This is a genomic window from Vibrio sp. 1CM23M, from assembly GCF_023161755.1.
Taxonomy (GTDB): Bacteria; Pseudomonadota; Gammaproteobacteria; order Enterobacterales; family Vibrionaceae; genus Vibrio; species Vibrio coralliirubri.
The window spans coordinates 292772-308159 of record NZ_JALNTR010000001.1 but is presented as its reverse complement, the minus strand read 5'-3'; the positions used below and the strand labels follow the sequence as shown (position 1 = coordinate 308159).

The 15388-nt window shown below is 44.2% G+C and carries 14 protein-coding genes and 1 pseudogene; 8 read left to right on the top strand and 7 right to left on the bottom strand.

Annotation, left to right across the window (positions count from 1 at the left end):
• Positions 1-115 precede the first annotated feature (115 nt).
• Positions 116-1141, top strand: coding sequence for a zinc-binding alcohol dehydrogenase family protein (locus MSG35_RS01290; RefSeq protein WP_248382547.1), 1026 nt, complete (start codon positions 116-118; stop codon positions 1139-1141).
• A 136-nt stretch (positions 1142-1277) separates the two neighbouring features.
• Here MSG35_RS01290 and MSG35_RS01285 read toward each other — a convergent pair.
• The 3 genes and pseudogenes from MSG35_RS01285 to MSG35_RS01275 form a co-directional block, all read right to left on the bottom strand.
• A pseudogene (locus tag MSG35_RS01285) lies at positions 1278-1912 on the bottom strand (CIA30 family protein).
• Positions 1913-1959: 47 nt separating this feature from the next.
• Entirely contained in the window at positions 1960-2226 is a 267-nt protein-coding gene (locus MSG35_RS01280; protein WP_048606044.1) for a DUF3081 domain-containing protein, read from the bottom strand.
• A gap of 400 nt (positions 2227-2626) precedes the next feature.
• Positions 2627-3247 (bottom strand): heme-binding beta-barrel domain-containing protein, encoded by a 621-nt coding sequence (locus MSG35_RS01275; protein ID WP_248382545.1) that lies wholly within the window; start codon positions 3245-3247, stop codon positions 2627-2629.
• Positions 3248-3646: 399 nt separating this feature from the next.
• Here MSG35_RS01275 and MSG35_RS01270 point away from each other — a divergent pair, with 399 nt between their 5' ends.
• The gene (locus MSG35_RS01270) at positions 3647-4066 is read left to right on the top strand and encodes a VOC family protein (RefSeq protein WP_248382544.1); all 420 of its coding nucleotides are present in this window, start codon (positions 3647-3649) and stop codon (positions 4064-4066) included.
• 157 nt (positions 4067-4223) lie between these two features.
• Here the strand turns inward: MSG35_RS01270 and MSG35_RS01265 are convergent, their stop codons facing one another.
• Positions 4224-5123, bottom strand: a complete 900-nt coding sequence (locus tag MSG35_RS01265) for a DMT family transporter (protein WP_048610851.1) — start codon at positions 5121-5123, stop codon at positions 4224-4226.
• Positions 5124-5391: 268 nt separating this feature from the next.
• Between MSG35_RS01265 and MSG35_RS01260 the strand changes: the two genes are divergently transcribed.
• Positions 5392-6792: an alpha-amylase family protein gene (locus MSG35_RS01260; RefSeq protein ID WP_248382543.1), complete on the top strand. Its 1401-nt coding sequence runs from the start codon at positions 5392-5394 to the stop codon at positions 6790-6792.
• Between the two features lie 118 nt (positions 6793-6910).
• Here the strand turns inward: MSG35_RS01260 and MSG35_RS01255 are convergent, their stop codons facing one another.
• Positions 6911-8032: an FAD-dependent monooxygenase gene (locus MSG35_RS01255; RefSeq protein ID WP_248382541.1), complete on the bottom strand. Its 1122-nt coding sequence runs from the start codon at positions 8030-8032 to the stop codon at positions 6911-6913.
• 133 nt (positions 8033-8165) lie between these two features.
• Complete coding sequence (locus MSG35_RS01250; RefSeq protein ID WP_248382540.1) at positions 8166-9137, bottom strand: LysR family transcriptional regulator; 972 nt, start codon at positions 9135-9137, stop codon at positions 8166-8168.
• Between the two features lie 100 nt (positions 9138-9237).
• Between MSG35_RS01250 and MSG35_RS01245 the strand changes: the two genes are divergently transcribed.
• Entirely contained in the window at positions 9238-10590 is a 1353-nt protein-coding gene (locus MSG35_RS01245; RefSeq protein ID WP_248382539.1) for an MATE family efflux transporter, read from the top strand.
• 170 nt (positions 10591-10760) lie between these two features.
• On the opposite strand, the gene MSG35_RS01240 is transcribed toward MSG35_RS01245, so the two are convergent.
• The gene (locus MSG35_RS01240; protein WP_017107831.1) at positions 10761-11198 is read right to left on the bottom strand and encodes a Spy/CpxP family protein refolding chaperone; all 438 of its coding nucleotides are present in this window, start codon (positions 11196-11198) and stop codon (positions 10761-10763) included.
• A gap of 212 nt (positions 11199-11410) precedes the next feature.
• Between MSG35_RS01240 and MSG35_RS01235 the strand changes: the two genes are divergently transcribed.
• From MSG35_RS01235 to MSG35_RS01220, 4 genes are all read left to right on the top strand, one after another.
• Positions 11411-11656, top strand: coding sequence for a hypothetical protein (locus MSG35_RS01235; RefSeq protein ID WP_029223306.1), 246 nt, complete (start codon positions 11411-11413; stop codon positions 11654-11656).
• Between the two features lie 306 nt (positions 11657-11962).
• The gene (locus MSG35_RS01230; protein WP_248382537.1) at positions 11963-12967 is read left to right on the top strand and encodes a response regulator; all 1005 of its coding nucleotides are present in this window, start codon (positions 11963-11965) and stop codon (positions 12965-12967) included.
• A 1-nt stretch (position 12968) separates the two neighbouring features.
• Positions 12969-13406 carry a PAS domain-containing protein gene (locus tag MSG35_RS01225; RefSeq protein ID WP_048606084.1) on the top strand — a complete coding sequence of 146 codons (438 nt, stop codon included), beginning with the start codon at positions 12969-12971 and terminating at the stop codon, positions 13404-13406.
• An 865-nt stretch (positions 13407-14271) separates the two neighbouring features.
• Complete coding sequence (locus tag MSG35_RS01220) at positions 14272-15315, top strand: GMP reductase (RefSeq protein ID WP_048606087.1); 1044 nt, start codon at positions 14272-14274, stop codon at positions 15313-15315.
• Positions 15316-15388: the final 73 nt, after the last annotated feature.

The following is a 15388-nucleotide window of genomic DNA, read 5'->3' as shown; positions in this document are numbered from 1 at the left end:
CAGATAACGGCAACACTATTATCAAAAATTATTTGAGAATTATTCAAATATTAGACGGTTTATCTAGAGTGAGAATTGACTAAGATTAACTCGTCTAATTCAAGGAGAAAGCACAATGTCAGTACCATCAAAAATGAAAGCTATCGGATTTACTCAATCACTTGCGATTACAGAGCAAGACAGTTTATTTGAGTTTGAAACGAGTCTGCCAGAACTAAAAAATAATGACTTGCTGGTAAAAGTGAGCGCGACTTCTATCAATCCTGCTGACGCTAAAATTCGTATTCGTAATGCCAAAGACAAAACTCTTGAGCAGCCAAAAGTGCTGGGCTATGACGCAGTCGGTGAAGTTGTTGGTAAAGGTGCTGACATTGAAGGCTTCGAAGTCGGTGACCGTGTGTACTATGCGGGTGACGTAACACGCATGGGGGCTAACGCAGAATACCAAGCTGTGGACTACCGTATTACCGCTAAAGCGCCTAAGAGCCTTTCTGATGAAGCTGCAGCCGTTATGCCACTAGCGACGCTTACAGCATGGGAAGCGTTGTTTGACCGCTTGCGTGTTCGTCCTGAAGAGAAAAAGTCTATCCTGATCATTGGTGGAGCGGGCGGCGTTGGTTCAATTACGATTCAACTGGCTAAGCAACTGACCAACCTCAATGTTATCGCAACAGCTTCAAGACCTGAAACGGAGCAGTGGGTAAGAGATATGGGAGCGGACTATGTGGTGAACCACCGTAACCTTGTTGAGTCTGTCCGAGAGCAAGGCATTCAACATGTCGACTACATCTTCAATGTTGCTGATACAAAAGGGCACTGGGATGCGATGGTTGAGTTGATCGCACCGCAAGGCATGATCAGTTCGATTGTTGAATTTGACGGTGGAATTGACTTATCAGCGCTGCAAGGCAAATCAGCGGGCTTTGTTTGGGAGCTGATGTTCACACGTTCACTGTTCAATACAGAGGATATCCAGAAGCAGCAAGATATTCTATTCCAAGCAGCGAATCTGATTGATGCGGGCCGTATTAAAACGACCCTAACCACGACCCTAAATGGCTTTAGTGTGGATACAATCAAAGATGCACACCAACGTATTGAAAGCAGTGCCTCGATTGGTAAAACAGCCATCAAATACTAATTGCTGATGCTTTAATCCGCAGTTATTTTGAATCGTTGACAGTTTAAATAGAAGAAGCCCCTGATATCTTATTGCTAGTCAAATGGTATCAGGGGCTTTTGTTTTCGGTTTAGTCAGATTAGTCAGATTAGTCAGTTTAGTCAGGTTCTGGTGATGTGATAGGTTTCGATGTTCTGAAGTGAAGCTGTATTAGGTCTAGCTCAAAAGGCGAGGGCTGTTTGTCTGCAATCAAAAAGCCGACTTGTGTGATTTCTTGTGCCTTAAGTTCCGGCGCATCGCTCAGTAGCCGACCTCTGAACACCGCTTGAAAATCATTGAAGTGGAACGCCTTGCTAAACTGTTCTCCCTTTATCGTATCGAAATCGTGTTTGTATTGAACTCGATTGCCGTCCTTTGATGTTGTCAATCTCAGTTGGTAGGTGCGACCATCACCAACGAATACTAGCTCTGCACAATCTATTTCATGGGCAGGTGATTCAATGGAGCGCTTTACAGAACTGAAACCACCATTATTTTCTAACGATAGCTCGCCCCTAAATCGACTCATATCATCAAGATAAATGAGCTCGCCTGTAGAGATGCCACCCATTACATCGTCGTTGGTCACTGTCCAGTTTTCATACTCACTCGCTTGTGTAAAGTCGATCATGTTTGTCCTTGTTGTATCTGCCTTAAGACTAACGAATGAAGGCTGAGTAGAAGGAGTAAAGGTGTGGCTAACCTGAGAGGTAACCGCGTTTTACAATGGGTTCCGTTCATCATTTTCTCCACTGCTTCCCCATAGGCTCTGCGTTGTTTACTCGATAGCGATGGATAGTTTATGGAGAGGGTTCAGTTTCAAGCATAGCTAAACAACGCTTTATGAAGTCCTCATAGTTCGAGGTTTTGTCGTATTCGATCTTCAATGAGCCGTGGAACATTAGGGTCACGGTAACGTCTCGGTAGTTTAACCAGCAGGTGTAACCATCGTAATCGTGCCACGCTACCATCTCGCCCAATTGATATTTGCTATCCAATTGCTTGCCTGAGGAGCGAATGCAATCGAACACTCTGAGAAACTCTAAAATGGTGATTCTGTTGTCCATGTATCACTCCCGCTGCGCAGTCGATGAAAAATGCTAAGTGCTTGTATTTGAATTAACTACGGTTTGGTTCTATGCCCCGATCACTGAAAAGCACTATCTTCTCGATAACCCTTAGATATATCGTCAGCCAAAAAATTGAATAACGAAGTGAGCCCTCAAGACAAGCGAGAGCTTAAATGTGTTCATGTTGGTTCATTAAAACCAGAGTCAACAGGATAAAAATATCGGTTTATGTTTATTGGTCGAAGTGGAATCGACAAAAACTGAAGGATTTATTGGGATGGTATTGGCTAATCGATGTGCCAAGGCTGAGTTGCTATTAAGTTAAGGATTAGAGCTTGTTCTGAAGTGTTGAGATCAACAACGCCTTTCACAAAACTGCGAAAGGCGTTTTTTAGTTTTACTTCACTTTAACTAGAGTGCTTGAATCTGTATGAGCAAATGCGTTGTCGTAGATCTCTAAGCCTGTTGTTTGAGAGTACGTCAGTGTATCGTCTGAAATGCTAATGTTCATCGTGAAGCCCGTGGTGGTCGCGTTGTCCGTCATGTACTCGGACTCAGCGATACCACGTTTAGACGCAACTAACGTCATTGTATCGCCAGCAGGGCCTTCTGCGGTGACACATGTGGTACGTGGTACGCAGTAAGAGTTGTAGACGACCTGATTTTTTTGGTCGTAGATGAAGTAGCCACGTTGATCGTGGAATTTAGAGTCGTCGGCTTTTCTGAATACTTCTTGTTTGTAGTACAGAGCAACCAGATATTGATCGCTGGCATTGGTTGCATCTGCCGCAACCTCAAACGTCATCACTTCATAAAATGGTGTGACCGCGGGGCCACCTTTGCCCACTTCTGTGCCTTCTTGACCTGGAGAAATATCAACGCCGCCAGTTTCGACTGATTTCCATGTGCCGACTAGCTTTGCTAGTGGACCGAAATCCATACCATTGATTGTATTGTGGTCGGCTACTGCTGGAACCGAGATTGCTGCTGCAATACCAAGTACTAATAATTTTTTCACTGTAACTTCCTTTTTTTGTAATTATCTGACCTCAACAAAAATAAGGCTATTGTGAAACAAGTTTATTAACCCAGATCAGTATTCCTGGTTGCTATGAAAGCGATTTGTAACTTGATGTATCAGTCAATAAGGGAGTATTAATGTGTGTACATATTGAGCAAAAAGGATTGATTGGCTCGTCTAATCTCTGTCATACATCATGGGTTTGCTGACCCTTATGACTGAGTTCAGTCACATTGGATTAGGTCGTCTAAACTTAAAGCTTGTATCGCATCAAATACGACAATTTGGGCTCTAAAGATGTTCTCGAAATAAATGCAAATTAGTGCTTTACCTCAACTTAACTTGAGGTATTAGGATATACAACGTTGCTTACGAGAATACTTTAAGGAGAGAAGAATGATCCAACTTGAACATGTGAATTTAGTGGTAAAAGATATTCCAGAAATGCTAGTTTTTTATAAAGCGGCGTTCCCTCATTGGTATATCCGTGACGAGGGAAAAGGGGAGTGGTCAGGTAAGCCACGTAACTGGCTGCATTTTGGTGACGAGTACCAATACATAGCGTTGAGCGATCACGGCGAAGGTGAAAATAGAGATTTGGCAGGGCATTCTGTTGGCCTCGCACACTTCGCTTATGTGACCAACAATATCGAAAGTGTAACCAAGAGGCTTGTTGATGCGGGCTTCCCAATTGCCAAACCCGGCGCCGAAGAACCTTATCGAAAAAATGTCTATTTTGTGGATCCGGCAGGTTTTGAAATCGAGTTTGTTGAGTATTTGAGTGATGATCCCAAGTTACGAAATGCCACGAGTTAGTTACGTAATACGCCGCTTTATTAAAGTTGGTTAGCGGCATGAAAACACGTTAGAGAACATTTGTAGAAAAGGGCATTGTGGAATAATCCGCAATGCCCTTTTTCGATCTATTTAATCGCTGATTGGCTAACTGATGTTGAATTCTTTTAGCTGGTGTTTACTTAGCTTTAAACGGCACCAACAGTTGTTTGCCAAACACATTGATTAGCGCGCCAGTCACGATTAGACCACCACCGAGGTAAGTCCAAACTGATGGAATCTCGTTGAAGATCCACACACCTAATAGTGCTGAGAATACGATCTGAACGTATGAGTAAGCTGAAGCCTTGCCTGCTGCTTGAGTTTGCATCGCTTTGGTTAAACCGTATTGGCCGATTTGTGTGAAAATCCCGACCAGAACCAACATCATGGTTAGGAACAAACTAGGCCACACAAAGTCGTTCCAGATAAGGGCGGTTGAGATTGGTAGAGCAACCAGTGGGAAGTAGAAGATGATGACTGAGCTGTCTTCCGTTTGGCTAAGCTTCCTCACAATCACATAAGCAATTGAGCTACCAAATGCGCCACATAACGCCACCATAATGCTAAATAGCGGTAACTCGCTGCTCGCGCCACTGTTCATGCTTGGTTGTACCATCACTAATAGCCCAGCTAGGCAGAACGCAATGCAGATCATGGTCGATTTTTGGACGCGTTCTTTCAGGAACAACACACCAAGTAGAGCGGTAAAGACAGGATGCACGTATTGTAGAATGGTCGCTTCTGCTAATGGCAAAGTGGTCACAGCGTAGTAAACACACATCAAGGCTGCTGTGCCAACTGCGCCTCGAACAAACAACAAAGGTTTGTTATTTCCCCAGATCGAAATGCCTTTTCGCTTAACGTCGATATAACTGATGATCAAAGACACCAAAGCCCTTGCTGCAACAATTTCGAATACAGGTATGCCGTAGTTGCTGATGTACTTCACACACGCAGACATCAGTGCGAATCCAAAAGCAGAAAGGATCATGAATCTAACCCCAACAGGGATCATTGAAAAAGAGAAAGAAGGCATAAAAATATCAATCGGTTGAGGGAACAGGAATCATAACTTAGTTTAGAAGAGCCGACCAAAGTCTTTGTCCTGTTCTGGTCAGCTTGATTCAATTAATTCTCATTTCAGATCGATTCGTTTTTTATCTCACATAAGATCGGTCATAACTCAATTTTATAAAATCAACATCAACAGAAGGTGACGCTAATTCAACTCTGATTTATCGGTCGTTTTAATTGTCGCTCTTAGTCATATCATTCTCGTGAATTTATAATAAGAGATATGTTCTATGAAACCAATCAATACCCTACTCATATCCACGCTCGCGCTTTGCTCTTTTAGTTCAGCCACTTACGCCGACACCATTTTGCATGCTTTCAACTGGAAATATTCAGATGTGACAGCCAACGCCGATCAAATTGCACAAGCCGGTTATAAAAAAGTACTGGTTGCTCCGGCAATGAAATCGAGCGGCAGCCAATGGTGGGCGCGTTACCAGCCTCAAGACCTTCGCACCATTGATTCTCCTCTCGGCAACAAACAAGATTTGGCCGCAATGATTGCCGCACTCAAAGCCGTGGGTGTTGATGTGTATGCCGATGTGGTGTTGAACCATATGGCGAATGAAAGCTGGAAGCGAAGTGACTTGGATTACCCAGGCACAGAAGTGCTAAACGATTATGCGAGCCGTTCAAGCTACTATGCTGACCAGACTCTGTTTGGCAATTTGGCGCAAGGTTTTGTCTCCGCTAATGACTTCCATGCCGCGGGCTGTATTTCAGACTGGAACGACCCTGGTCATGTTCAATATTGGCGTTTGTGTGGGGCTGATGGCGATGTAGGTTTGCCTGATCTCGATCCAAATAATTGGGTGGTTTCACAGCAGCGCTTATATCTGAAAGCGTTAAAGGATATGGGTATCAAAGGTTTCCGAATTGATGCCGTCAAACACATGAGCCAGTACCAGATCGACCAAGTGTTCACGCCTGAAATTACAGCGAACATGCATGTGTTTGGTGAAGTGATTACTAGCGGTGGAGCAGGGAACAACGGGTATGAGTCGTTCTTAGCACCATACTTAAACAACACCAATCACTCCGCGTACGATTTCCCGCTGTTTGCGTCGATTCGCTCGGCATTCTCAATGGGCGGTGGTTTGAATCAGTTGCACGATCCAAAAGCGTACGGCCAAGCACTCGATGACAACCGTTCGATCACCTTCGCGATCACACATGACATTCCAACCAACGACGGCTTCCGTTACCAAATTATGGACCCACAAGATGAGCAGCTTGTTTACGCTTACATTCTTGGCAAAGATGGTGGGACGCCGCTGATCTACAGCGATGATCTACCGGATGCTGAAGACAAGGATAACGGTCGTTGGGGCAATGTTTGGAATAGCTCGAACATGAAGAATATGCTGAGCTTCCATAACGCGATGCAAGGTAAATCAATGACGATGATTTCGAGCGACCAATGTACTTTGTTATTTAAGCGTGGCAAAGAAGGCGTTGTTGGAATTAATAAGTGTGGAGAAACGCGTGGCGTGACGGTTGATACCTACCAACATGAGTTCAATTGGCATGTTCAATACAAAGACGTATTAAGCAGCGCGACGGAAACCATTTCTTCTCGCTACCATATGTTCAATCTACCCCCGCGCAGTGCGCGTATGTTTAAGCTTTAATGTTTGCTCAACAAAGTGAAACATAACGGGTAGATAGCATAAGCCGCAGCATTTGCTGCGGCTTATTGTTGTGTAAACGAGCCGTTTTGCAACTGGCGCGTTTTTACGAGCTTAATGTTTAGAAAGGTGAGCGGCTATTCGCGATAGCGAACTGTTGGTAAAGCTCCGCCACTTCGACTGGGTTGAACTCGTCTTTGTATGTTAGCTCACTGAGTCGGTGTGTGATGTTTTGCAGTTCATGCGAACGTTGCTGAGCACGCTGCTGATAGCGTTTGAATGCTTGCTCTGTACCTTCAAAGTTAGAGGCAATGCTTTGTGCCAACACATAAGCGTTCTCAATGCCCAAGCTGAACCCGATCCCCATGGTCGGCAGCACAGCGCAACAGGAATCTCCCAGTAGAACAGCATTGCCGCGATACCAAGTATCAAATGGGGCAACGTCGGTGAGTGGAGAAGGTAAGATCTTCGATTCAGGCGTATCTCGAATCATATCCAGTAGATAGCTCGGATAGTGAGAGAACTGCTCTAACACGGTTTGTTTAGACAGCGTTTCACCTTCTTGAACGGCACACGCGGCAAACCAGTATTTACCTTGGGTTTCTCGGTCGTAGGTGTAAGTGACGATGCGAGATTTATCACCCGCGAATACATAACACTCATCATCGCTGATTTCAGGTGCTTTGAAATCAATCTCACCACGGCAGCAATAGACGTTCGGTTGTCTTAGTGACACATCAGGCGCGACAAACTTTCTGACTTGAGAGAACACGCCGTCGGCACCGACAATAATATCCGCATCAATGGGTTCGCCGTTGATCAGAATCTGCGGCTCATCGTCGTTTTGAACAACAGTGCAGGTTTGGTTAGTGACGATGCAGTCATCTTCTAGCTCATTTAATAGCAGTTGGTATAAACGGCTGCGATGAAACAAACCAATTGGCGCGTTGGCTTTGCTTGGAGACTCACTCATATTGAGTGTGTTGATGGGCAACCCTGTGGCCGTTAATGTCGAGATGGTATCGACTTGGTTACATGCAGCTTTGACTTTATCGACACCCACTAATGCTGCAAGAACTTGCATGCCTTCTGGCCACATAATGATGCCAGTACCGTCAGCACGTGGTTGTGCTGCCTTCTCATATATTCGAGCTTTAATACCAAATTTGCGCAGTGATAATGCGAGTGCCAAACCATTCAGCCCCGCACCAATAATTGCGACTTTGAGACGTTGTTGTTCCATGACTTTCTCCTAAGAATAAGATGCCAATATCTGTGTACTGGTTCATAGGGCGTAAGATAGGTCATTCGAATCGATAAATAAACGTTATAAATTATAAGGTTAATGTGGTTTTGGCAAATGAGGCAACGATCCCCTAATGATCTTGGATAACACCAAACCAATGATTCTGATGAGACAGAACTTTCAGCAACTCGATCTCTTTCGTTGTCTCTTCCCTAAGCCATTCAATAAGGTCGTTGATGATAGGCGTGTGAGTACGCTGGTGCATGAAGTAAGTCCAAGCACTGTGTTGGATCTTTGCATTCTTAGGGCAGTACAAGAAGCCTCGTTGGAGATCTTGTTGTACTAACAATAGATCCGTGACCGTAACCCCTTCTCCGGATAAACAGGCACTGAGTGCCATATCCAAAGACAAGAAGCTGGTATTTCTGACGGGTTTCTTTGGTGGGAATTCAACATCGGCCAACCACACCTTCCAGTCGTGATGATCTAAGGTTGGGTGGAGTCTTGGTAAGGTTAAGATCGAATCGAGGTCGGTGTCTTTATTCGTTAAATTGGCAGAATTAGTTAAGCTAGTCGAGCAAACCGGCGCCATGAACTCTTCACGCAAGAAGGTGATGTCTAGTGCTTTGTCATAGCGTTTTTTGAAGCGCGTATGGAAGATCAGTAGGTCATACTCGCTGCTATTGATTGATTCGTCTTCCTCAATTACAGGAACAATGACGATCTCATGATCTTGATAACGCTCGTTTAATTCCCGCACTTTAGAGATCAATACTCGCGTCGCGAAACTCAAGGTCGCTTTGATCACGATACGTTTCTGCTTCGGCTCACTCCAAGAGGCAATGACAGCTTCGATATTGCCGTAGCTTTCACGCAAAGCCACATACAAATCATGACCTTGTACCGTTAATTCAATCGCTCGATGCTTACGAATAACCAGTGATGCGTTTAACTCATCTTCAAGCTGTTTGATCTGTCGGCTGATCGCACTTTGTGTCACATGCAGTTCTTCGGCAGCCAGAGTAAAGCTCATAAGCCTTGCGGCAGCTTCAAAGGCTTTTAAGCCATTATGTGAGGATGGCAAGCTAGGATATGGGGTCATAATTCGTTCGCATGAGTTTATGGAATGTTAGAGTCGCAAATTTATCAATTGAACGCCAGCCTCATCGATCGTATTTTGGGCGAAATTACCTGAGGCGCTCATGAAAAAAATACTCACACTTGCATTCCCTTTGATCATTTCACAGCTGATCTCCATGGCGTTAGTCCTTACTGATGTTTGGATGATGTCGCGTATCAGTGTGTCAGCCCTTGCGGCTGGTGGCTTAGGCGCCTCTATCTACTTTTTCATCTTCATTATTGCGAGCAGCACCGTGGGTTGTGTCGCGAACTTGATTGCGATCGCTTATGGTCAGCGAGTAGCTCGCCCTGAGTTTGGTAATACTCAAATCAGATTGGCTGTGAAAGGCGCAACCATGTTGGCATTCGTGCTCAGTGTGACCTTAATGGCCAGCTTCTGGTTTGCTCCGTTGGTATTAGAAGCAGCCAAACAGCCGCCAGAAGTGATCACTTTAGCCATGGAATATGTCCATGCTTTGAAGTGGGTGATGTTGCCTTCGCTTATCTTATTGGTGCTTCGCGGCTTAACCAGCGCGTTTGGCAATGTGCGTTCTATTCTGGTGATGTCTATTATCACCGTAATTCTGAATGTGCCAGTCAGCTACTTCTTAACCTTCCAATTAGACATGGGCTTAACAGGTTTAGGGCTAGGTACGGCTATCGCGGCATTTATCGTGATGGTTGGATACACGGTTTGGGTATTCAAACGTGACGAATTCAAGCAGTTCGCCCCTTGGTTAAACACAGAAGAGTATTCAATCAAGTTGATGAGCCCGCTTTTAATGATGGGTTTACCTATCGGATTAGCAGCATTACTTGAACATGGCCTTATTTACGGCGGCACCTTGATGGCGGGCACGATCAGTATTGCTTCGTTAGCCTTGCACCAAATCCTGCTGCAATGCTTAAGCTTTACTTGGAACTTCAATTTCGGCTTCTCACAAGCTGCGGCGATTTTAGTAGGTCGTGATTTCGGTGCGGGTAACTACGAAGGGATCAAAAGAACCTCGATTCAAAGCTTCATATTGGTGTCGGTGTTGAGTGTGGCGTTGTCGGCTGTGTTTATCATATGGCCTGAGATGATCGCTTCTATCTTCAAGTTAGATGATGGTACGGGTGCAATGACTTCGCTATTAGCTTCTGTTATCTGGGTAGTGGCGTTGTGCTTTATTGTTGATGCTTGGCAACTACTGGCGATAAACCTGCTAAGAGGCATGAAGATTGTCTCTATGCCAACCGTGATGACTGCCATCGGTTACTGGGTATTTGGGCTTCCTGCAGCTTGGTATTTGATGCATAAGTTCCAGCTTGCAGGGATTTGGGGCGGAATCGGCGTTGGTTTAGGTGTAACGGGTATTCTATTGCTTATCCAATTGATGCGTGTCATTCAAAAGAACAACCAATCTCCAGATTTGTCGAATCATGCTTATACGTGATTTGCTTATGGCGCACTGAACACAAAAAAGCCGCAGTCATCATAATGACTGCGGCTTTTTGTTGTCTATTCAGATTATCCCTTTTCTGGGGGAGATGGGAAGAATCAATATCAGGATTAGGGGCAGCTATTTTCTACCAGACGACTTATTCCAGACTACTCTCTACCAAACTATTTTCCACCAGAGAGCGCAGACTTCATCATGGTTTTGAATTGCTCTTTCTGCTCTTCCGTCAACACATTGTAAATGTTGTTCTTAAGACGCATCTCTTGCATCACCATCGACTTCTCTGTTGCTTGAACCGTGTCGATGACCTTTTCCATTTCGGCTTCATCAAAATCTGGTTGAGTCACAAGGCTGATCTGTTTCTTTTTAAGCTCTATGGCTTTATCCATATCAATCTCTGTTCTATCGGATTGATACTCTTGAACAAGAGAGAACACTTCCGCTTGTTGCTCTTCGGTTAGATTCAAAGAAGCAATAACCATTTGCAGTGGGCTAAGCGCTGGCTGTGGCGGTTGTTGTGGTGTTGAAGCACTCACAAACGGAGCGGTAACGAGTAAAGCTGAAGCAGTTAATACACAAAGCGACTTTTTCAGTGATTTCATTGAGTTTCTCCTGTTAGTGGAAACATGAGTATAGGTGAGTAAGCTGAACTCGATATGAACATGTCGTTCAGTTTAATTCGCCGAGCTCATTGCGTTCACTTAGTTACCTTCATCTAAGCGTGGAACGAGTTAGACCTTGGTCTTACAGAAACAGAGCTAAAAGGTGACTAGAATGACTTAAGTCGCTCACCGTTTTATCAAGGAATACACAAATGGAAGTTGGATTGTTCTGGGCTGAAAAAGGGATGTTAGTGCTTGGCGCACTGTTTGTTTTGACGAGCATGATGCAGTACGGAAGACGCAGTAGCGATTGGAAAGGCGTGATTACGATGTTCTACAAGCGTATCCCGATGAACATCGCCGAATACAAATGGTATCGTTTAGGTATCGCTTTATTGGTGTTTGCTGTGGTCATTCGTTTCGCTTTACTGATCTTATGGCCTTCATATCAGTTCTAGTTCTTCACATTACGTCTCTTATCATTGCTGCATAAAGCCGATAAATGAATGAGTCAGCCGAGCCTTAATAAACCCGCTTGTTAAGGCTGCTGTTAAATAAAATAGTGCTATTACTCAAACGTAAGGAGTGGCTATTACCTTTGTAGCATATTGTTTTTCATGAAGAATAATGTGAAATAATAGCTTACCCACCTGTTTCATCATTCTTACTAATAATCTGCACATAAATCCATTCACCCCGTACCTGATACCATAATGTTCTGTTACACTCGTTCGAATTAGCTTTAATTTGTCAGTGGTGCATTTATGTCGTTCCCAGTTCTTATATGTGATGATTCTGCGTTAGCAAGGAAGCAGATGGCTCGGTCACTGCCTAGTTCTCTAAATGCAGATATAACTTTTGCTGTTCATGGGCTTAATGCACTTGAAGAGCTCGCTAAAAACCAGTTCAAATTGATGTTCCTCGACCTCACTATGCCGGAATTAGACGGCTATGGCACATTGGAAGAGATGCAACGTTTAGGCGATACCACGCCTGTTGTCGTTGTTTCTGGTGACATACAACCAAAAGCACAACAGAAGGTGCTGGATCTCGGCGCCAAAGCATTTTTGCAAAAGCCGATCGATAAAGAAGCGCTAAAAGCCATTTTACGTGAGCATGTCGAGCCGCCAAAACAACCTCAAATCATTACCCCAACCGCTTTAGAACTGCCAATACTTCGCAGACGCGATATCTATATGGAAGTCGCGAACGTAGCGATAGGCCGTGCAGCAGATGCACTGGCTCGTCACTTTAATGTGTTTGTTCACCTACCGCTGCCGAACGTCAACATCTTAGAAGTGAGTGAATTGCACATGGCACTTCGCGATCTAGCGGATAACGACCAAGTGTCGGGTGTTTGCCAAGGTTTTAGCGGAGAAGGCATTGCAGGCGAAGCATTAGTCTTGTTGAGTGATTCTAGTGTGAGCGATCTTAAGAAGCTCATGAAGGTGCCAACAGAGAGCGAGCAGCTAGAAGAACTAGAGTTGTTGATGGATGTGTCGAACATCTTAGTTGGCTCATTCTTGAATGGATTAGGGGAGCAATCAGAAGTTCGTTTCTTCCAGAGCTCTCCTGTGCTGCTAGGGCAGCATATCTCGATCGACTCGGTCATCGAAAATACCAGTGGCTCATTTAAAAAGACCATGACGTTCGAAGTCAGCTACAACATCGATGGCACTTCCATCCGTTGTGACCTTCTATTTATGTTTGTTGATGAGTCTTTGCCACTTCTAGACAACAAATTGGCCTACCTAATGGAGGAGTTTTAATATGCTGAATCTTCCTGCTGAATTTGAACAGTTCCACTGGATGGTGGATATGGTTCAAAACGTCGATATGGGGCTGGTGGTTATTAATCGTGATTTTCAGGTACAAGTCTGGAACGGTTTCATGACGCACCATAGTGGCAAGCAATCACATGATGCGATCGGTAAGTCGATCTTTGAGCTGTTCCCTGAAATTCCAGAAGAGTGGTTTAGGCTGAAAACCAAGCCAGTCTACGATTTAGGCTGCCGTAGCTTCATTACATGGCAACAAAGGCCTTATCTGTTTAAGTGTCGTAACGTTAGGCCAGTAACCCAACAAGCTGATTTCATGTATCAGAACGTGACGCTAAACCCGATGCGCTCGCCAACAGGGCAAGTCACCTCATTGTTCTTGTCTATTCAAGATGCGACTGCAGAAGCGTTAGTCTCTCAAAAGAACTAGATCGTTCTATTCGTCAAACAACGCTTTCTTATACGCGTATTAGCATCAGTCTAATCAGCGAATAAAAATGGCTAAGGTTAACCACCTTAGCCATTTTTTTGCTTTCTATTCTTAAAATCTTATCTTTTCCCCCAGTTTTTCACATCAACCAATCCTCTTTTACTGAGCTCTTTGCAGAGTCTTCTAGGTTACATGAACGAAAGGGCGGCGACGAAACGCGCTTTTGGAACCGTAATGCCACGGGTTAATAGAGATTGGTTTTATAAAGTGCAAGCTGGAAAGGGGTATTTAATGGAGTGTGAAGGTTGAATTATCAAACCCAAGTGGATATTGGTCTCTAGATTGAGTCGTTTTCATCCTACTTTTCCAAGTGACAGCAAAACAAAAACGTCACGAGATTACCCAATTTGGTCGAAAACAGATAAAAATTAGAAAAAATCGAATTTATTTAAGAAAAAAGGCATTTTTTTGTTGGAGAAAAGTGTGATTTTTATGTGATTTCGAGTCACTTTCTTCACATATTTGCATTGTGAGGGCGATATTGTGTGAAATCTGAAGGAAAACGATTGCGCAATAAACCAACAGAGTTTGCGTGGATGGTTCGCTAAGTTATTAATTAGTAAGAATTTAGTTGGAAAGTACAGCTAGGGGAGTTTTAGCGGATATGGAATCTTTGAGAGGATAGCATAAAAAAAAGTGAAATATCAGACTTGCTGTTACTAAATCACGACCTATAATGCTGAAAACCGGAGCGTCTGCCAACGCTCCGGTTTTTTTGTGTCCGAAGAAAAGTAAACCCGTCTGCCAACGGTTTTACTACGCATTTCGCGAGAGACACATAATTTTATGAATCAAGGAAAACACCATGCGTATCGAACAAGAACTTAAGTTAGGTTTCAAAGATGTACTCTTCCGTCCGAAGCGTTCTACCCTTAAAAGCCGTTCTCAAGTTGAATTAACCCGCGATTTTACATTCAAGCATAGCGGTCGTCAATGGTCTGGTACTCCAGTAATTGCAGCTAACATGGATTCGGTAGCAAGCTTTGAAATGGCAGCTGCTCTAGCAGAGCACGGTGTTATGACTGCAGTACACAAGCACTACACAGTAGAGCAGTGGGCTGAGTTCGCTAAAACAGCAGACAAGAAAACACTGAACAACGTATTTGTGTCAACGGGTACATCTGAAGCTGAGTTTGAGAAAACAAAGCAAATCATGGCGCTTAGCGAAGACTTCGTATTTATCTGTATTGATATCGCTAACGGCTACTCAGAGCACCTAGTTGAGTACGTACAAAAAGTACGTGCTGAATTCCCGAACAAAGTTATCTCTGCTGGTAACGTTGTAACGGGTGACATGGTTGAAGAGCTAATTCTAGCTGGCGCAGACATTGTTAAGGTTGGTATCGGCCCTGGTTCTGTTTGTACTACACGTGTTAAAACAGGCGTAGGTTACCCTCAACTTTCTGCAATCATCGAGTGTGGCGACGCAGCACACGGCCTTGGCGGCATGATCATCGGTGACGGTGGCTGTTCATGTGCGGGTGACGTATCTAAAGCGTTCGGCGGCGGTGCTGACTTCGTAATGCTAGGCGGCATGCTAGCAGGTCACTCTGAGTCAGGCGGCGAAGTGGTAGAGCAAGACGGTAAGCAATTCATGAAGTTCTACGGCATGTCTTCACAGTCGGCTATGGACAAGCACTCAGGTGGTGTTGCTAAGTACCGTGCTGCGGAAGGTAAAACTGTTTTACTTCCATACCGTGGTTCAGTTCACAACACAATTTCTGACATCCTTGGTGGTGTACGTTCAACTTGTACATACGTAGGCGCAGCAAAGCTTAAAGAGCTAACTAAGCGTACGACTTTCATCCGTGTACAAGAGCAAGAGAACAACGTATTCGGTAAAGAGTAATCTGAACGAGTTCGAATAGTTTGAAGATCAAGAGCCGCTTTTTAGCGGCTCTTTTTTTTTGGAATTTACGGCG